This window comes from Streptosporangium sp. NBC_01755 (assembly GCF_035917995.1).
Classification (GTDB): domain Bacteria; phylum Actinomycetota; class Actinomycetes; order Streptosporangiales; family Streptosporangiaceae; genus Streptosporangium.
Genome location: NZ_CP109131.1, coordinates 379,334 through 398,079, shown reverse-complemented (window position 1 = coordinate 398,079; position 18,746 = coordinate 379,334). Strand labels below are relative to the sequence as shown.

Below are 18,746 nucleotides of genomic sequence, written 5' to 3'. Positions count from 1 at the left end.
ATTAACCGTGTTTCAGGTCATGCGTCCTCCCATGGTGCCTCTTTGTCGGCCGGTGACGCGTGCCAAAAAGATGATCGTGATGATTGTTCCGGATCCGAGATCGCGTCAGGCGAGGGCGGCCTCCGTTCGGAGTCGCTCCGTGCGTGCGTCACGGTGCCGGGAAACAGAAAATCCCAGGCGGATGGCCTGGGATCTGTCTGGTGGACGATACAGGGATTGAACCTGTGACCTCTTCCGTGTCAGGGAAGCGCTCTCCCGCTGAGCTAATCGTCCTCGGGTGTCATCAGAGCGGAAGACGGGATTCGAACCCGCGACCCTCACCTTGGCAAGGTGATGCTCTACCACTGAGCCACTTCCGCGTATTCGCTTCGGGTTTCCCCTCGGCGTTCGCCCTACCTTACCGGATCCTGGGGGTCCGCAGGTCGTGCGCTGAGGTGGAGACGGGATTTGAACCCGTGTAGACGGCTTTGCAGGCCGTTGCCTCGCCTCTCGGCCACTCCACCAGTCAGATCCCGGAGGATCTGCCGGAGCGGAAGACGGGATTCGAACCCGCGACCCTCACCTTGGCAAGGTGATGCTCTACCACTGAGCCACTTCCGCGTGTTCACCGGAGACGACTCCGGCGGCGCACGTGAAAACTCTAGCGCCTCCGCAGGGCGGATGTGCGCAGGGAGCGGGTCTGACGAAGATCTTCACTTCCTGAGCGGTTGAACGTCGGAGGCCCGGACGAACATGATCCGGTGCCCGAACTGGATCTGCCGGTAGCGGATCTCGCCCCTGACCACGCGGTGCTCGGACGGGTCGAAGGCGGCCGCTCGCAGATAGGAGGCCGTGGTCATCGGGCCGGAGCTGTAGACCTGCCCCGCGGGTATCGAGTACTGCAACGGGGTCAGGGCCTGTACGGGGACGCCCCCGGGGTAGGCATGCGCCTTCGGGTAGGCCCTGCCGTACACCTTCACCGGGGAGCGGCCCGGCCTGGGCGTCACCAGCGGGCCGGAGGCGGGCAGGGAGGTGGGGGCTCCGGCGGGATCGCTGAACCACGCCTTCTGGCCGAGGTACCAGATCGCGGTCCAGCCGTCCCTGCGCTCGGCGAGTGCGTACCGCTGGCCGGTGGAGGCGCGGGCGGCGTGGTCGTAGACGCTGTACGTGGAGTCGCCGGTGGGGTGCTTGCCGATATCCCTGACCAGGGGCGCGGTGAGGGAGGGACGGGTGTGCAGCCAGACCGAGGCGGCGCCCAGGCTGCGGCACCCCCCACTGCAGCCGGTGAAGTTCGGGCTGTTCGTGCCGTAGTCGGGCTTGATTAGCACCGAGCGCGCGGTGTCGCCGCCCGAGGCGCGCAGCGGGCTGCCGAGCAGTTCGAAGTAGTGGCTCCAGTCCCAGTAGGGGCCGGGGTCGTCGTGCATGCCGCCCACGGTCTCCGGGGTGGTGCCCGGCACGTTGTCGTGTCCCAGGATGTGCGCCCGGTCGAGAGGGATGTCGTACTTGGCCGCGAGGTGGCGTACCAGTCTGGCCGAGGCCAGGTACATCGCCTCGGTGAACCAGGCTCCGCCTTTGGCCAGGTAGCCCTCGTGCTCCAGGCCGACGGAGCGGGAGTTGACGTACCAGTTTCCGGCGTGCCAGCCGATGTCCCTGGCCCGTAGGTGCTGGGCGATATGGCCGTCGCTGGAGCGGATGGTGAAGTGCCAGCTCAGGTAGTCGGGGTTCTTGACCAGGCGGGTCATCGCGTCGTAGCTCGTCTCGCCGTCGTGGATCACGATGTAGTCGATCTTCCGGGGGCCGTCGGAGCGATCGTGGTTGCCGTACCCGCCGCTCTTGAGCCGCCTGTAGACGGCGGGGAGCCACTCGCAGGAGACGTTCCTCGGGCAGTCGGGCCCCACGGCGGGTTCCACGGCGGGTCCTATGGCGGGTTCCACGGCGGGCCTCACATCGGGTGCCACGGCGGACGCCGCAGGTCTCGCCACGGGTCTCGCCATGGGCAGGGGGGAGGGGGCCGCAGGGAGCACTGCGGCGATCTTTGTTGCGGGCTCGGTCACGGGTTTCTCGGCGCGCTCCGTGCCGAGGGAGGGTGCGGCGGTGGGTGTGGGTGCGGGGCCGTGCGCACGGCGCTGTGCCTTCGGGGCGAGCGGTTCGGGGAGAGACGGTTCGGGGAGAGACGGTTCGGGGGTGAGTGGCGCCCGCGGTGTGGAAAGGTCCGGTATCGCGGGCAGCACCACCCGTTCGCCGTCGTCGGTCACGCGTGCGGCCCCGGCCTGGATCGTCGCGTAGACCTCGTCGGCGAAGGACCGCGCCGCCTCCGTTCCCGCGGCGCCCCTTTCCGGTGTGCCGGGGTAGCGGGCCACCGCCTCGTACCAGCCCGCCGGACCGGTGTCAGGGCTCCCGCCGGTGCGGCGCCGGTAGTCGGCGAGCAGCGCGGCACCGCCCATGATGTTGGCGGAGGCGTCCTCGCGCAGCCGGCCGAGGGGCAGGCCGGTCAGTTTCGAGGCCCGTCGCAGGGTGTCCTGGGGCGGGGGCGGCGCGACGGGGGGAAGGGCGATCGCGCGCGGCCGGGTCTCGTCGCCGCGCGGGTCCTCGCCGACGCCGTGGGGGCGGCCCGGCCTGGCTCGGCCGTCGACCAGGTGCATCGGACCGTAACCGGCCGAGACGCTGGGCAGCCCGCCGTGGCCCTCCCAGCGGGACTCCAGATAGGAGACCGCGAGCAGCACGCTCTCCGGCACCCCGTACGCCCGCGCCGCCTCGGCGAAGGCGGCCTGCCTGCCGGACCGCGCCCTCGTTCCGGTCGGTGACGGCGTGTCGGTGACGGCATCGGGGGACGTCGCGGTCGTGAAGGGGGCGGGGTGCTTCCAGGGCCATGCCACCCGGTCCTCCGGACGTGTCGCCTGTGCTGGGACGGCTGAGACCAGTACGGTGAGAGCGGCGACGACGGTGATCCCCGGCAGGCGGCGCATGAAGGTTCCTCCCCCTCTGATGGCTACTTAGAGTTATCAGAGATTGCCGACTGTCGCGTGCTGTGGCGGGGTTACCGCATTGTGGAGATTCTCTGCCCGGAATCGGGCAGAAAACTTGGTGTCCGCTCTCCCGGGTGCGTATGGTCCTGCTCTGTGTCCACGACGCGGCATCCGTATGAGGATCTGATCACCCACCTGACCCGGACGAGCGCGCTCGGTCCGGGCGAGGCGGCGCGAGTCGTCGCCGAGGTGCTGGCCTACTTCTCCGAGCCCGTCGAGGAATTCGTACGGCGGCGTCACGCGGAACTCAGGGCGAGGGGGCTGGTCAACGATGAGATCTTCCCCCGGGTGGCCGTCGAGCTGGCGGTACGTCGTGTCGCGGCACCCGAACTCTCCCAGCGCCAGCTGCGCCGGATCGTCTATGGATAAGGAACGGTTACATGTGTGGAATCGTGGCCTATGTAGGGCCCAAGGACGCGGCCCCCATCCTGCTGGAGGGCCTGCAGCGCCTTGAGTACCGGGGTTACGACTCGGCCGGGGTGGTGGTCTCCAACAAGGGTCTGAAGATGCGCAAGGTCAAGGGCCGGGTGGCCGACCTGGCGGCGGTCGTGCCCGCGCGGTTCAAGGGCGGGCTGGGCATCGGCCACACCCGCTGGGCCACCCACGGCGTGCCCAGTGACGTCAACGCCCACCCTCATCTGTCCAGCGACGAGCGCATCGCCGTCGTGCACAACGGCATCATCGAGAACGCCGACGAGCTGCGCGCCAAGCTGGAGGCCGACGGCGCGGTCTTCCTGTCGGAGACCGACACCGAGGTGCTCTCGCACCTGATCGCCCGTACGGTCAAGGATTCCGACTCCCTGGAGGATGCCGTCAGGGCCGCGCTCAAGCGTGTCGTCGGCACATACGGCATCGCGGTGATCGACTCCGAGCGCCCCGGCGAGGTGGTGGTGGCCCGCAACGGCAGCCCCATCGTGCTGGGCATCGGTGAGAAGGAGATGTTCGCCGCGTCCGACGTCTCCGCGCTGGTCCGCTACACCCGCCAGGTGGTCCACCTGGAGGACGGCGAGATCGCCGTGCTCAAGGCCGACGGGTTCAACACCTTCGCCAGCGACGCGCGGGAGACGGCCAAGGAGACGCTGACCGTTGACTGGGAGGCCGGGCACTACGACACCGGCGGGTACGAGCACTATCTGCTCAAGGAGATCTCCGAGCAACCCGACACCGTGGCCAGGACGCTGCGCGGGCGCCTGGACGACCGCTTCCACGTCGCCCACCTGGGCGGCCTCAACATGGACGCGCGGGAGACCCGCTCGTTCCGCCGGGTGAAGATCATCGGCTGTGGTTCCGCGTACTACGCGGGCCAGATCGGCGCGCAGCTCATCGAGGAGCTGGCGCGCATCCCGGCCGATGCGGAGCCGGCCAGCGAGTTCCGTTACCGCAGCCCGGTGGTGGAGGCGGACACCCTGTACGTGGCGATCAGCCAGTCGGGGGAGACCTATGACACCCTCGCCGCCGTCCAGGAGCTCAAGCGCAAGGGCGGCCGGGTGCTCGGCATCGTCAACACCGTGGGCAGTGCGATCGCCCGCGAGTGCGACGGCGGCGTCTACCTGCACGCGGGTCCCGAGGTCTCGGTGGCGAGCACGAAGGCGTTCACCTCGACCGCCGTGGCCTTCGCGCTGCTCGCGCTGCACCTCGGCCGGGTGCGTGACCTGTCTCCCGCCGACGGCCGCCGGATCTGCGAGGGGCTGCGGAGGCTGCCGGACCAGATCAAGGAGATCCTGGCGCTGGAGCCGCAGCTCAAGGAGCTGGCGCAGGAGTACGCCGAGGCGCCGAGCATGATGTTCGTGGGCCGGGTCCGGGGGTATCCGGTGGCCCGCGAGGGCGCGCAGAAGCTCAAGGAGATCTCCTACGTGCATGCCGAGGCGTACCCGGCCAGCGAGCTCAAGCACGGGCCGCTGGCGCTGATCGGCCCGGACATGCCGACCGTGGCGATCGTCCCCGACGACGAGCTGCTGGACAAGAACCTGACCACTCTGGGTGAGATCCGTGCCCGGGGTGGCCGGGTGCTCATGGTCGGTCACCGTACGGTCGACTCCAAGCTGGCCAACGACTGCGTCGTGGTACCCAAGAACGAGACCGAGCTGGACCCGATTCTGCTGTCGATCCCGCTTCAGCTCTTCGCCTACCACGCCGCCGTGGCGCTGGAGCGGGACGTCGACAAGCCTCGCAACCTGGCCAAGAGCGTCACGGTGGAGTGAGACGGCTACCGGTGCGACCGCCGACGATGGTCGCCCCGTCAAGGGATGGGCTGCGGTCACCTCCCCGACCTGTAGCGGAAAGTGATTGAGGGGTAACCTATGGTATAGGAGGTTCTTGGGGGAAGGGGCGCTTATGCGCCGTAGGAGGTTTTTCGCGCTGGTGGCGGGAGCCATGGTCGTCGCGAGCTGCGGCAGAGTCGGCGACTCCGCCGACTCCGCCGACTCCGCCGTGGGCCGCCTGATCATCCTCGAGCCCACCGCCGACGGCCACGGCTGGGGCGGGATGGCGGGCAGGCTCGCCTCCGTCCTGGTCCTGGCGGGGCTGGCGCGCTCCGCCATGGTCGTCGAGCGGCCGGGAGCGCTGGGTTCCGTCCCCCGTGACGCGTTCGGCGCCGTCCGCGGCTCGTTCGTGCGCGAGGGCAGGCTGCTCGTCACCGCGATGCCGATGGTGACGGCCGCGGAGATCGCCAACACCGCCGCCGTGGTGGACGCCACCACCCCCCTCGCCCGCCTGGTCGGGGACTGGACGGTCCTGGTCGTCCCCGCCGACTCCCGCCTGCACACCTTCGAGGACTTCGCCGCGGAGCTGCGCCGCGACCCGGCGGCGCTGACGGTCGGCGGACGGCTGGAGGGCGGCTCCGACCACGTGCTCTACGGCATGATCGGCAAGTGCCTCGGGGTGGACGCCCGGTTGCTGGAGTACGCCGGCTTCCTTGCCGCCGAGGATGCCGCCGAGGCGCTTCAGATCGGACGGGTGGCGGCCCTGCTGGGGTCGGCCCGCGCCCTGCGACCCGAGATCGCAGCCGGCCGCCTGCGTCCCCTGGTGGTCTCCTCGGGCGGCCGGCTCGACGGGATCGACGCGCCGACGCTCCTGGAGGTCGACGTCCGGCTGGAGTACAGCGACTGGTGCGGTCTGCTGGGGCCCAAGGGCATGAGCCCGGCGGACCGGGACGCCGCGATCGCCCTGTGTGACAGGATCGACGCCGCGCCGCGCTGGCGCGCCCTGTGCGCGGCCAATGAGTGGAGCCGGGTCTACCTCAGCGGCGACGACTTCCGTCAGTGGCTCCTCACCGAGACGGCCCGCACCCGCGGGGTACTCCACGAGCTCGGGTTGCTGAAGTCCTCCGACACAACTTGTTGGGGTAGTTGCGTCAGACGCCCCTAGATGTAGGATCCTGCTCGTTGCTGGTTCGCCCCGGAAGGGGCGAGGCAAGAGGGAACCCGGTGAGATTCCGGGACTGCCCCGCAGCGGTGAACGGGAACGAAAGCCGTCATGTGAGCACTGGGTGAACCATGCCCGGGAAGCGACGGCCGGTAGGCACGCGCAGGGCGCCCGTGAGTCCGAAGACCTGCCGGTGACGTGATTGTCCAGGGCCTCGTGGGAGGGCCCGCGGAACGAGGCGGTCCGGCGTGCCCGGGATCGCTCGCGGACGCGTGCCCATCCGGCGGAGCCGTACGGGGAAGTCCGAGCGAGCGAGGGGCACCAGGTGACAGAGACCTTGGCAGGGACCGCGGTGGAGAACGCGGCAGGGGTCGTGGCGGAGAACGCCGGGGACGACCGGGGCAGCGGGAACGCGACGGTCGATCGCAGGCAGGCCATCGACGAGGCCGCCGCCAGGGTGATCACCGACCCGGAGAACTCCAGGGTCGCCGCCGCGCTGCTGGCCGAGCTGATCGCCGACGAGGCAGCCGAGCACGGCGTCCGCGACTTCTCCGAGTCCGTCGCCGCGACGCACCGGGCGGGGCTGATCGCCGACGGGCTCGCGGAGTTCGTGGCCGCACACGCCGAAGTCCTGGACGCGCTCATCGAGCCGGACGCCGACACCAGGTTCGAGTACTTCGGGCTGCGTACCGTCTACGATCGCTACCTGCTGCGTCACCCGAGCACCCGCAAGGTCCTGGAGCGCCCGCAGCACTTCTTCCTCCGGGTGGCCTGCGGCCTGTCCGAGACCGTCGAGGAGGCAGCCGAGCTGTACGCGCTCATGGCCACCATGTCCTACCTGCCCAGCTCGCCCACGCTGTTCAACTCCGGCTCGCGCAGGCCCCAGCTCTCCTCGTGCTTCCTGCTCGACTCGCCCCGCGACGAGCTGGAGGCCATCTACGAGCGCTACGGGCAGGTCGCGCGGCTGTCGAAGTACGCGGGGGGCATCGGGATCGCCTGGAGCCGGATCCGCTCGCGGGGCTCGCTGATCCGCGGCACCAACGGTCACTCCAACGGCATCGTGCCCTGGCTGCGCACCCTGGACGCGAGCGTCGCCGCGGTCAACCAGGGCGGCCGCCGCAAGGGCGCGGCCTGCGTCTACCTGGAGCCCTGGCACGCCGACATCGAGGAGTTCCTCGAACTGCGCGACAACACCGGCGAGGAGGCCCGCCGCACGCACAACCTGAACCTGGCCAACTGGATCCCCGACGAGTTCATGCGCCGGGTCGAGGCCGACGGCGTGTGGTCGCTGTTCGACCCCAAGGAGGTCCCGCACCTCACCGACCTGTACGGTGCCGCGTTCGACGACGCCTACCGGACCGCGGAAGCCGAGGGCCGGTTCGCCGCGCAGCTGCCCGCCCGCACCCTGTACGGCCGGATGATGCGCACGCTCGCCCAGACCGGCAACGGCTGGATGACCTTCAAGGACGCGGCCAACCGGACCTCCAACCAGACGGCCAGGCCGGAGAACGTCATCCACCTGTCGAACCTCTGTACCGAGATCCTTGAGGTCACCGGCGACGCCGAGACCGCGGTCTGCAACCTCGGCTCGATCAACCTGGCCGCCCACCTGTCTCCGGCCCCCGGAGACGGGGTCGACTGGGTACGGCTGCGCGCGACGGTCCGCACCGCCGTGCGGTTCCTCGACCGCACCATCGACCTGGGCTTCTACCCGACCCCCGAGGCCAGGAGCGCCAACCAGAGGTGGCGCCCGATCGGGCTCGGCGTGATGGGCCTGGCCGACGTGCTGTTCACGCTGCGGCTGCCGTTCGACTCGCCGCGGGCACTGGAGCTGTCCACCCGGATCTCCGAGGAGATCGCGCTGGCCGCCTACCGGACCTCCTCGGACCTGGCCGTGGAGCGTGGCCGCCACCCCTCCTACCAGGAGACCAGGGCCGCCACCGGGGTGCTCCACCCCGACCACTACCGGGCCGCGACGTCCGAGGAGTGGACGGAGATCAGGGAGCGGATCGCCAGGACGGGGCTGCGCAACTCGCTGATGATCGCGATCGCGCCCACGGCCACGATCGCCTCCATCGCCGGTTGCTACGAGTGCATCGAGCCACAGGTCTCCAACATCTTCAAGCGCGAGACCCTCTCGGGGGAGTTCCTCCAGGTCAACCGTTATCTCGTCGCCGACCTGCGGGCCCGCGGCCTGTGGACCTCGCGGATCCGCGACGTGATCAAGCGTGCCGACGGCTCCGTCCAGGACATTCCCGAGATCCCCGCAGACCTGAAGCTGCTCTACCGGACGGCCTGGGAGCTGCCGCAGAAGGCGCTGATCGACCTGGCCGCCGCGCGCACCCCGTACATCGACCAGTCGCAGTCGCTGAACCTGTTCATGGCCACCCCGACCATCGGCAAGCTCTCCTCGATGTACGCCTACGCCTGGAAGTCGGGCCTCAAGACCACCTACTACCTGCGCTCGCGTCCGGCCACCCGGATCGCGCAGGCCACCGTGGCGGCATCGGTGGCCGGGGAGGTCCCCGTCCCCGCCCCTGTCCTCGACCCCGAGGCCGTCGCCTGCTCCCTGGAGAACCCCGAGTACTGCGACGCCTGCCAGTAGACCGGCCGGCGACCATCCGCGGGCGGGCACCGATCCGGTGCCCGCCCCCTCAGTCACCCCGAAAGGGCGTTTTCCCGATGTTGCTCGACCCCGGCATGGATCTCACCCTGCGGCCGATGCGCTACCCCGAGTTCTACGAGCGCTACCGGGCCGCGATCCGCAACACCTGGACCGTCGAGGAGGTGGACCTCGCCTCCGACCTGGCGGACCTGGCGAGGATGACACCCGAGGAGCGTCACCTGATCAACCGCCTGGTGGCGTTCTTCGCCACCGGTGACTCGATCGTGGCCAACAACCTCGTCCTCAACCTCTACCAGCACCTCAACGCCCCCGAGGCGCGTCTCTATCTCAGCAGGCAGCTGTTCGAGGAGGCGGTGCACGTCCAGTTCTATCTGACGCTGCTGGACACCTACCTGCCCGACCTTGACGAGCGGGTCAAGGCGTTCGCCGCGGTCGAGCACATCCCCTCGATCCGCGACAAGGCGGAGTTCTGCTTCCGCTGGATCGACTCGCTCGGCGGCCTGACCCGGCTGGAGACGAGGGAGGACCGGCGGGCGTTCCTGCTCAACCTGATCTGCTTCGCGGCGTGCATCGAGGGCCTGTTCTTCTACGGGGCCTTCGCCTACGTCTACTGGTTCCGCTCCAGGGGGCTGCTCAGCGGCCTGGCCACCGGGACGAACTGGGTCTTCCGCGACGAGTCCATGCACATGGAGTTCGCCTTCGGCGTTGTGGAGACCGTACGGGCCGAGGAGCCCGAACTGTTCGACGACAAGCTCGCCGAGCAGGTCACCCGGATGATCGAGGAGGCGGTGGCGGCCGAGCTGGCCTTCGCCGCCGACCTGTGCGGCGACGGCATGCCGGGAATGGGGGTGGAGCAGATGCGACGCTACCTTGAGTACGTGGCCGACCAGCGGCTGGTCAGGCTCCAGATGCCCGTCCGGTACGGCACGGCCAACCCGTTCGCGTTCATGGAGTTGCAGGACGTGCAGGAGCTGGCCAACTTCTTCGAGCGGAGGGTTTCGGCCTACCAGATAGCCGTCGAGGGGAATGTCGCCTTCGACGAGTCCTTCTGATTAGCTAATGGCCCGGGGAAGAGAACGACGAGAGGGACGCCGTCAGTGTCCAACTGGATCATCCTGATCGTTTCCGTGGTCGCCGCCGTCGTGGCGGTGGAGGTGGTGCGCAGGGTGCTGCGCTCGCGGCTGATCGGCGAGAAGTGGGCCCTCGCCGGTCCGGTCGTGAGCCGCTGCACCTGGCCGGGGTTCGTCACGGCCGCCGTGGCGACGGCCTACACCGTCTACGAGCCCGGTATGGCGGAGGGCTCGGTCAGCCAGGTGATCGACCGAGGCCTCAGCGTGGCGATGATCGGGGGTGCCACCTGGCTGGTCATCCAGGCCGCCTACGCCGTCACCGACGTGGTCCTGAAGCACCTGGTCACGGTCCAGGGCGAGGGTAACCGCAAGGCCCGTCGCATCCGCACCCAGATCACCCTGGTCCGCAGGGTCGCCTCGGCGGTGATCATCGTGGTGGCGCTGGGCGCGATGCTCTTCACCTTCCCGCAGGTACGGGCGCTCGGCGCCGGTCTTCTGGCATCGGCCGGGATCGCCGGCGTCGTCGTCGGCATCGCCGCCCAGTCGACACTGGGCAACCTGCTCGCCGGCCTCCAGCTGGCCTTCAGCGACGCGCTCCGCCTGGACGACGTCGTCGTGGTGAAGGGCGAGTGGGGCCGCATCGAGGAGCTCAGCCTGACCTACGTGGTGCTGCGGCTGTGGGACGAGCGCCGGCTGGTCCTGCCCGTCTCCTACTTCACGACCAACCCGTTCGAGAACTGGACCCGGCACAGCAGCAGGGTGATCGGCCACGTGTTCATCCGGGTCGACTGGTCGGTGCCGATCGAGGAACTGCGCACCGAGCTCTACCACGCCCTGCGAGAGCACCCGCTCTGGGACCAGAAGGACTGGGCCATCCAGGTCACCGACACCCTTCCCAACGGGCTGCTGGAGCTGCGCGCCCTGATGAGCGCCGCCGACTCCGCCAGCGCCTGGGACCTCAAGTGCGACATCCGCGAGCACCTGGTGGCCTTCGTCCGCGAGAAGTACCCCCAGGCCCTGCCCCGTTTCCGGGTCGAGACCCCGCCCGTGCCCGCCACCGTTCCCGGGACACTCACCGGGCTGATGGGCAAGGACCCGACGGTGCCGCGACCGGGCCGTTCCGGTGGCCAGGGCGACGGCCGGCCCGATCCGTTGTGAGATGACCGTCGTTGGCCGCCGCGAAGGAGATCGTGGACGGCCGCGCCGACGAGGCGCGCTTCCTGCTGTGGCAGCAGGAAGCGCGCGAGGAGGTCACCGAGGGCGTCGCGGCCTTCCTCGGACGTCGCCCGCCCCGCTTCACCTGGACCGGCGCGGGGCGCGGCGGTCAGTCGGCCATGACCTCGTAGAGGTTGCGCGTCTCGTCGACGAGGAACAGGCCGCGCGCGGGTATGGAAGGTCCCCGGGCCGGGTCAGCGTTCGACGATCTCGTTCTTGCCGATGATGACGACGCCTCCCCTGGTCACCGCGAATCGGCTGCGGTCGTACTCGAGGTCGAAGCCGATCCGGGCGCCGTCCGGGATGATCACATTCTTGTCGATGATGGCCTTGCGGACGATGGCCCCCCGGCCCACCTTCACGTTGCCCATCAGGACCGAGTCCTCGACCTGGGAGTGGGAGTGCAGCACCACGCCGGGGGAGAGGATGGAGCGCTCAGCCAGCCCACCGGAGACGACCACGCCCGCGGAGACCAGGGAGTCGATCGCCCGGCCCACCCGATCGCCGTCGTTGTGCACGAACTTGGCCGGGGGGAGCGGATCGTGGCCGGTGTAGATGGGCCAGTGGCTGTTGTAGAGGTTGAAGACCGGATGCGCCGAGATGAGGTCCATGTGGGCCTCGTAGTAGGCGTCGAGCGTCCCGACATCCCTCCAGTAGCCCCGGTCGCGCTCGGTGGAGCCGGGCACGACGTTGTCGGCGAAGTCGTAGACCTCCGCGCTGCCCGACTTCACCATCATCGGGATGATGTTGCCGCCCAGGTCGTGCTTGCTCGTCGGGTCGAGCGCGTCCTCCCTGAGCGCGTCGATCATCGCCTGGGTCTTGAAGACGTAGTTGCCCATCGACGCGTAGACCTGGTCGGGCGCGTCCGGCAGGCCCACCGCGTCCTTCGGCTTCTCGTGGAACGCGACGATCCGCCGTCCGGCCGGATCCGCCTCGATGACCCCGAACTGGTCGGCGAGGGAGAGCGGCTGCCGGATCGCGGCCACGGTCACGTCGGCTCCGCTCTCGATGTGCTGCTCCACCATCTGCCGCGGGTCCATGCGGTAGATGTGGTCGGCGCCGAACACGATGACGTGGTCCGGCATCTCGTCGTAGATCAGGTTCAGGTTCTGGAACAGCGCGTCGGCGGAGCCGGAGAACCAATGCGGACCGAGACGCTGCTGGGCGGGGACCGGGGTGACGTAGTTGCCGAGCATCGCCGACAGGCGCCAGGTCCGGGAGATGTGCCGGTCGAGACTGTGGCTCTTGTACTGCGTCAGTACGACGATCTGTAGGTAGTTGCTGTTGGCCAGATTGGATAGCACGAAATCCACGAGCCTGTATATCCCCCCGAAGGGCACTGCGGGCTTCGCCCGATCAGCTGTCAGAGGCATGAGCCTCTTACCTTCTCCGCCGGCGAGCACGATCGCGAGGACTCTCATGTGTGGACCTTAACCTGATGAATCAGAGGTGAAACACTAGTGCGACGTTCCTCACCGAAAGTGCGGATCCACCTCGGTCCTGATATGCAGGAGAAGGCAGGCCCGATAATCTCGGTTTCCCCGTAGCGCATTCGCAACCTCCGCTGAGGAACGGAGCACTAGGCTGTTCATATGCGAGTGGATCTACTGACCCGTGAATATCCCCCCGATGTGTACGGAGGTGCGGGAGTTCATGTCGAGTACCTCGCCCGGGAGCTGCGCAGGCTCGCCGACACCCGGGTCCATTGTTTCGGAGCGTCACGGCACGAGGAGGGCGTCGCGGCCTACCGGGTGCCCGGCGGACTGGAGGCGGCCAACACCGCGCTCCAGGTGCTCGGTGTCGACCTGGAGATGGCCGCCGGGTGCGAGGGCGCGGACCTGGTCCACAGCCATACCTGGTACGCCAACTTCGCCGGTCACGTCGCCAAGATGCTGTACGGAACACCCCACGTGGTGACCACGCACAGCCTGGAGCCGCTGCGACCGTGGAAGGCCGAGCAGCTGGGCGGCGGTTACACACTGTCGTCGTGGGCCGAGCGCGGCGCGCTGGCGAGCGCCGACGCGATCGTCGCGGTCTCGGAGGGGATGCGCCGCGACGTGCTGGCGAGTTACCCTGAGATCCCGCCGGAGAGGGTCACGGTGATCCACAACGGGATCGACACCGGGGAGTACGCCCCCGACCACGGCACCGACGTCCTGGTCCGGCACGGCATCGACCCGAACCGGCCGTACGTCGTCTTCGTCGGCCGCATCACCCGGCAGAAGGGCCTCGTCCACCTGCTCCACGCGGCGCGTGACTTCCACCCCGAGGCTCAGCTGGTGCTGTGCGCGGGCGCGCCCGACACCCCGGAGATCGCCGTCGAGGTGACCAAGCTCGTGCACGGGCTCGGTCGCGAGGGCGTCGTCTGGATCTCGGAGATGCTTCCCCGCTCCGAGGTGATCCAGATTCTCACCCACGCGACGGTGTTCGTCTGCCCCTCGGTCTACGAGCCGATGGGCATCGTCAACCTGGAGGCCATGGCCTGCGAGACCGCGGTCGTGGCCACCGCCACCGGCGGCATCCCCGAGGTCGTGGCCGACGGCTCGACCGGCCTGCTGGTTCCGATCGACCAGGCGGCCGACGGCACCCCGCACGATCCCGACGCCTTCGCCGCCGACCTCGCCGAGCGGGTCAACCGGCTGCTCGCCGACCCGGCCCTCGCGGCCCGGATGGGCGAGGCCGGGCGCCTGCGCGCGGTGGAGCACTTCTCCTGGGAGCGCATCGCCGATCGGACCATGGAGCTCTACCGGCAGGTAGCGCGTGGCCGGATGACGGCTTCCGCAGGGGTGTGAGGGATTCCTAGGCGGTCAACGACCCCCTCCTGAAGGAGGGGGCTTGAGGCGCGGTAATGCGCTTTGAAGCCCCGCGTTGACCAGCCCTGGCCATCGCTCAAGGAGGTGCGTTTTGATGGCTACGTTGAACACGAGATCGCAGACCCACCGGCAGGTGCTTCCTCAGCCTGCCGCTCTGGAATTCGTGGGAGCAGACACGCCCGAGGGTGGGCACGAAACGGCTCACGGACACCGCCGCCAGGCGGTACCTGGTGTTCAACCCGGGCGAGGGGAGATCGAGCGGACCGGCACCCGGTCTGCTCGGCGTCACCCCGAGGACGCTTCGGCGTCCGAGGGAGCCAACCGTGAGGTTCACCCCGTCGTGTTCGTCCTGGACAGGCACGGCCACCCGCTCGACCCCTGCCATCCCGCCCGTGCCCGTCGCCTGCTGGCGGCCGGGCGGGCGGTCGTGGCCCGTCACACCCCGTTCGTCATCCGTCTCAAGGACCGCGACGCGGCGACCTCGACCGTCGAAGGCGTGCACGTCGGCATCGACCCTGGCAGCAAGCACACCGGTCTGGCCGTGTTCACCCCGCGTGGCGCGAACCGGAGGGGAAGGTACGCGATCCAGCTCGACCACCGAGGCGCGGCGATCCGCGACAAGCTCACCGCCCGCTCGCGGTATCGACGGCGACGCCGTGGCGCGAACCTGCGTTACCGCGCGCCCCGGTTCCTCAACCGGGCCAAGCCGAAGGGGTGGCTCGCGCCGTCGCTGCGACACCGCGTCGATGTCACCTTGTCGTGGGTGGCGCGGCTGACCCGGTGGGCGCCCGTGGCCGCCGTCCACGTGGAGAAGGTCTCCTTCGACACGCACGCCCTGTCGGCCGGGCGGCCGCTCGAAGGAGTGGAATACCAGCAGGGCACCCTCGCCGGGTACGAGGTCCGCGAATACCTGCTGGCCAAGTGGGGGCGCACCTGCGCCTACTGCGGCGCGAGCGGCCTGCCACTCAACCTCGACCACATCCACCCCCGCAGCCGGGGCGGCTCCGACCGGATCAGCAACCTGACCGTGGCGTGCATCGGCTGCAACCAGACCAAGAACGCCACCCCGATCGAGGAATTCCTCAACGGCAGGCCCGCCCTGCTAGCGAGGATCCTCAAGCAGGCGAAAGCACCGCTGCGCGATGCCGCCGCCGTCAACGCCACCCGCTGGGCGCTGTGGCGGGCACTGGAAGCCACCGGCCTGCCCGTTCACACCGCCTCCGGCGGCCGCACGAAGTGGAACCGCTCGCGCACCGGCGCGCCGAAGTCGCACACGTTGGACGCGTTGCACGTCGGCGAACTGGAGACCGTGACCGCCTGGCCGCCGGTGGTCCTGGTGGTCGCGGCGACCGGGCGCGGCACCTACGCCCGCACCACCCCCGACCGATACGGGTTCCCCCGCCTTGTCCGGCCACGGAGCAAACTGCACCACGGCTTCCAAACCGGCGACCTGGTCCGGGCGAACGTCCCGGCGGGCAAGAAGGCCGGGGTGCACGTCGGGCGAGTCCTGGTCCGCTCCTCCGGCTCGTTCGACATCACCACCCGGCACGGCCGCGTCGCCGGGATCAACCACCGCCATGTCCATCATCTTCAGCGCGCGGACGGCTACGGCTACACGACTCAGAAAGAAGCCGATCGACATGGCTGACCGGTCAGGGCACGCTCGGGCCTTGGCGGCCCTCCCGCTCCCGACTCCTCCCCGGCCTGAAGGCCGGGGCATCCTCGGGAGGTTCTGGTGAACTTTCAGATGAGGATCACCGATCGTCATGGTGGCGTCAGCACCGGTCCGTACGGCAGCCGCAACCTCGGAGGCCTGTGTGGTGACGAGCCGGACGCGGTCGCGGCGAACAGGGCCAGGACGGCCGCCGAGTTCGGTCTGGAACGGGTCGTGTTCATGCGGCAGGTTCACAGCGCCGACGTCCGTTACGTCAGCGCGCCGTTCGGTGACGACCCGCCGCCGCTGGACGGGATCTGCACCGACGTGCCAGGCCTCGGCCTGGCCGCGCTCTGTGCCGACTGCGCGCCCGTCCTGCTGGCTGAGCCGCGGGCAGGTCTGGTCGGGGCCGCGCACTCGGGGCGGGTCGGCACCGTGTCCGGCGTGGTGACGGCCCTGGTCGAGGAGATGGCCAAGCGCGGTGCGGTCCCGGCGAGGATGACCGCCCTGATCGGTCCGATGGCCTGCGGCACCTGCTACGAGGTTCCCGCCGAGCTGCGGGAGGAGGTGGCGGTGGACCTCCCTGAGGCGTGGTCGATCACCTCCGGGGACACCCCGGCCCTCGACCTGCGGGCCGCGATCACCTCGCAGCTCGGCAGGGCGGGTGTCGGAGAGATCATCCACGACACCCGCTGCACCATCGAAACCGCCGATCTGTTCTCCCACCGCAGGGAGGGCACGACCGGCAGGTTCGCGGGTTACGTCTGGCTGGAGCCCTGACCCGGACCTTGTCTCGGTCGGGTATGGGGCGGCTCCCACAGCACCAGGTGGTGAGCTCCGGCGCGACCGAACGCGGTGGAACCCGGCAGGTTGCCGTAACGCCGGTCACGAGGGGACGCGTTCCAGCACGACCACCGGAATCTCCCGGCCGGTCTTCGCCTGGTAGTCGTCGTAGGCGGGCCAGGCCGCCGTCATGATCTGCCACAGTTCCGGCTTCTCCTCCGGGGTGGCGGTGCGCGCCCTGGCCGTGAACCGGTCCCCCAGCACCTGGACCTCGACCTCGGGGTTGGCCTGGAGGTTGAGATACCACAGCGGAGGGTTGTCGGCACCGCCCTTGGAGGCCACCACCAGGAAGTCGTCGCCATGGCGCTGGTAGATGAGCGGGGTGTCGTGCCGTTCGCCGCTCCTGCGGCCTGTGGTGGTGAGGATCAGGGCGGTGGTGCCCTGCCATTCGTGTCCTTCGGCACCATCGGTCGCCCGGTACCGCGCAACGTGCTCTTTTCCGTACAGCATGATCTGTCCCCTCTGACAACTTACGCAGGTCAGTACCCGTCAGAGGGGATCTGTCACATCGGGTCGCTCAGTCCGCCGCCAGGATGCTTCCGTAGGCGCGGGCGGCCAGATCCGCGATCAGGTCGTGAGAGCCGAGGAGATCGGCGCACTCGGCCCCGATCTCCGCCGCCGCCGCGCTCGCGAGCCCCGGGGCCGCCTCGGGGCCTAGGACGCACGGGGACAGGGCGATCCGCTGGGCGCCGATGCCGCGGAGCCGCTCGGCCGCGTCGGCCACGGCGGGTGCGCTGTCCAGCGAGGCGACCAGAACGGGCAGCGTCAGCCGGGAGGCCAGCAGCACGGCCGTCGACTGCGCCTCCGCCGCCGCGTTCTCTCCGCCGACGGTGGCGAGGATGACCGCGTCGACCGGGGTGTCGACCGGGTTGGAGATGTTGAGCAACCGCATCCGGTCGGCCCGTGCCAGGTTCTTCTCCGCCAGGCGGATGTGTAGTGCCTCGGCGAGCAGCGGGTGCGGCCCCAGTGGATCGGTGACCGTCACCGACACGCTGCTGGCCGTGACGGCCGTGGAGATCAGCTGCTCCGCGACCGGGTGCGGGCCGGTCAGCAGCGGCACCACGATGGCGGCTGTGGCGTCTTCGGGACGCTCCCTGGCCGCCGACTCCAGCTCGGAGGTCAGCTCCTTGGCGTCCTCGCCGAGCCCGGCCAGTCTGACCTGGATCTGCGGGTTGTCCACCCGGATGAGGGCCGCGAGCTCCGCGGCGGTGCCGGAGGTGTCGCCGAGCGTGGCCAGCACCAGTGCCGGCGCCTCGGGCGGGAGCTGGGAAGGCACGGGCCTGCGGTGCCTGCCGGAGGGCCGTACCGGGCGCCCTCGTACGGGGAGGATGGGACTCTCACTCACATGCGCGGACTCTAGGGCCATTTGACTCTTCCCGTGACCGGAAACGGCGGCATTTCCGTCACAACATTCCGAAAGGCGGGGTGCGCGGGATCATCCGGGACGGGTCTCCCGGTGTCTCCGGTCGGTGCGCGGCCGGGGGATCCTCCGAGGTCAGACATCGCGGTGGCCTTCCCACTCGTCCTCCAGGGCCGAGTGCACGATGGAGTCGCGCCAGACTCCGCGGGCCCGGACGTGATGCCTGATCCTGCCCTCCTCGACCATTCCGGCGACCAGCATCGCCAGCTGGGCGGCGGTGTTGGCGGGGGAGCGGGCGCCCCAGATACGGTGCAGGCGCAGGTCGCGGAAGCCGAACGCCAGGATCAGCCGGATCAGGTCGGTGCCGATGCCCCGGCCCCAGTGGTCGGGGCGGAGCCCGAGGCCGATCTCCGCGCTGTGCGGGTGGTCGGCCTCGATGTGCAGCCGGGCGACGCCGAAGGCCTCGCAGCCGTCGAGGTCTGTCACCGCCAGCATGTAGAGACGCCGGGGCTCGGTCTCCGAGGACTTGATCGCCTCGATGATCGACTCTTCGACCTCCTCGCGCGTGCGGGGGTCGAACGGCAGGTGTTCGGTGGCCGTTGGGTCGCCGTATACCGCGTGCAGGGCGTCCACGTCATCGATGGTGACTTCCCTCAGCCGGAGTCTCCGGCCCGAGATCTCAACGTGGCGCATGCGCAGACGTTAACGTCTCGGGGGTTCCACGGCTAGAGATCATTCCAATAAGTGGACATACCATCATTTTAGTGATCTTATACTCACGCCTCCGCGTGTGCCCA

The 18,746-nt window shown here is 69.4% G+C and carries 15 protein-coding genes, 4 tRNA genes and 1 riboswitch; of the genes, 10 read left to right on the top strand and 9 right to left on the bottom strand.

The annotated features are described in order from the left end of the window. Window positions 1-198 precede the first annotated feature (198 nt). From OG884_RS01635 to OG884_RS01615, 5 genes are all read right to left on the bottom strand, one after another. A tRNA-Val gene (locus OG884_RS01635) sits at window positions 199-273 on the bottom strand. A gap of 14 nt (window positions 274-287) precedes the next feature. After that, a tRNA-Gly gene (locus OG884_RS01630) sits at window positions 288-359 on the bottom strand. 73 nt (window positions 360-432) lie between these two features. Beyond that, window positions 433-503, bottom strand: a tRNA-Cys gene (locus OG884_RS01625). 25 nt (window positions 504-528) lie between these two features. Beyond that, window positions 529-600 (bottom strand) — tRNA-Gly (locus tag OG884_RS01620). Between the two features lie 92 nt (window positions 601-692). Further along, on the bottom strand, window positions 693-2,945 hold the full coding sequence (locus OG884_RS01615; protein ID WP_326641383.1) for an N-acetylmuramoyl-L-alanine amidase: 2,253 nt from the start codon (window positions 2,943-2,945) through the stop codon (window positions 693-695). 153 nt (window positions 2,946-3,098) lie between these two features. On the opposite strand from OG884_RS01615, the gene OG884_RS01610 reads away from it, so the two are divergent. The 7 genes from OG884_RS01610 (at window position 3,099) to OG884_RS01580 (ending at window position 11,410) form a co-directional block, all read left to right on the top strand. Further along, entirely contained in the window at window positions 3,099-3,374 is a 276-nt protein-coding gene (locus OG884_RS01610; RefSeq protein WP_326641381.1) for a hypothetical protein, read from the top strand. 11 nt (window positions 3,375-3,385) lie between these two features. Then, window positions 3,386-5,206, top strand: a complete 1,821-nt coding sequence (gene glmS, locus OG884_RS01605) for a glutamine--fructose-6-phosphate transaminase (isomerizing) (RefSeq protein WP_326641379.1) — start codon at window positions 3,386-3,388, stop codon at window positions 5,204-5,206. A 133-nt stretch (window positions 5,207-5,339) separates the two neighbouring features. Beyond that, complete coding sequence (locus OG884_RS01600; RefSeq protein ID WP_326641377.1) at window positions 5,340-6,371, top strand: tripartite tricarboxylate transporter substrate-binding protein; 1,032 nt, start codon at window positions 5,340-5,342, stop codon at window positions 6,369-6,371. Between the two features lie 4 nt (window positions 6,372-6,375). Next, window positions 6,376-6,577, top strand: a riboswitch (cobalamin riboswitch). A gap of 116 nt (window positions 6,578-6,693) precedes the next feature. After that, entirely contained in the window at window positions 6,694-8,973 is a 2,280-nt protein-coding gene (locus tag OG884_RS01595) for a ribonucleoside-diphosphate reductase subunit alpha (RefSeq protein WP_326641376.1), read from the top strand. A gap of 77 nt (window positions 8,974-9,050) precedes the next feature. Then, a complete protein-coding gene (locus OG884_RS01590) occupies window positions 9,051-10,046 on the top strand; it encodes a ribonucleotide-diphosphate reductase subunit beta (RefSeq protein WP_326641374.1) in 996 nt (331 codons plus the stop codon). A gap of 45 nt (window positions 10,047-10,091) precedes the next feature. Next, complete coding sequence (locus OG884_RS01585; protein ID WP_326641372.1) at window positions 10,092-11,222, top strand: mechanosensitive ion channel family protein; 1,131 nt, start codon at window positions 10,092-10,094, stop codon at window positions 11,220-11,222. Between the two features lie 11 nt (window positions 11,223-11,233). Next, window positions 11,234-11,410, top strand: coding sequence for a hypothetical protein (locus OG884_RS01580; RefSeq protein ID WP_326641370.1), 177 nt, complete (start codon window positions 11,234-11,236; stop codon window positions 11,408-11,410). 63 nt (window positions 11,411-11,473) lie between these two features. Here the strand turns inward: OG884_RS01580 and glgC are convergent, their stop codons facing one another. Next, window positions 11,474-12,700 (bottom strand): glucose-1-phosphate adenylyltransferase, encoded by a 1,227-nt coding sequence (glgC, locus tag OG884_RS01575; protein ID WP_326641369.1) that lies wholly within the window; start codon window positions 12,698-12,700, stop codon window positions 11,474-11,476. A gap of 171 nt (window positions 12,701-12,871) precedes the next feature. Here glgC and glgA point away from each other — a divergent pair, with 171 nt between their 5' ends. The 3 genes from glgA to pgeF all read left to right on the top strand — a co-directional run bounded on the left by glgA (window position 12,872) and on the right by pgeF (window position 16,526). After that, window positions 12,872-14,071 carry a glycogen synthase gene (glgA, locus tag OG884_RS01570; protein ID WP_326641368.1) on the top strand — a complete coding sequence of 400 codons (1,200 nt, stop codon included), beginning with the start codon at window positions 12,872-12,874 and terminating at the stop codon, window positions 14,069-14,071. A 361-nt stretch (window positions 14,072-14,432) separates the two neighbouring features. Continuing rightward, window positions 14,433-15,740, top strand: coding sequence for an RNA-guided endonuclease IscB (iscB, locus tag OG884_RS01565; protein WP_326641366.1), 1,308 nt, complete (start codon window positions 14,433-14,435; stop codon window positions 15,738-15,740). A gap of 99 nt (window positions 15,741-15,839) precedes the next feature. Continuing rightward, window positions 15,840-16,526, top strand: coding sequence for a peptidoglycan editing factor PgeF (gene pgeF, locus OG884_RS01560; protein WP_326646835.1), 687 nt, complete (start codon window positions 15,840-15,842; stop codon window positions 16,524-16,526). Between the two features lie 105 nt (window positions 16,527-16,631). On the opposite strand, the gene OG884_RS01555 is transcribed toward pgeF, so the two are convergent. The 3 genes from OG884_RS01555 to OG884_RS01545 form a co-directional block, all read right to left on the bottom strand. Next, entirely contained in the window at window positions 16,632-17,039 is a 408-nt protein-coding gene (locus OG884_RS01555; RefSeq protein WP_326641364.1) for a nitroreductase family deazaflavin-dependent oxidoreductase, read from the bottom strand. 67 nt (window positions 17,040-17,106) lie between these two features. After that, window positions 17,107-17,934, bottom strand: coding sequence for a sirohydrochlorin chelatase (locus OG884_RS01550; protein ID WP_326641362.1), 828 nt, complete (start codon window positions 17,932-17,934; stop codon window positions 17,107-17,109). A 150-nt stretch (window positions 17,935-18,084) separates the two neighbouring features. Further along, entirely contained in the window at window positions 18,085-18,642 is a 558-nt protein-coding gene (locus tag OG884_RS01545) for a GNAT family N-acetyltransferase (protein WP_326641360.1), read from the bottom strand. Between the last annotated feature and the right edge of the window lie 104 nt (window positions 18,643-18,746).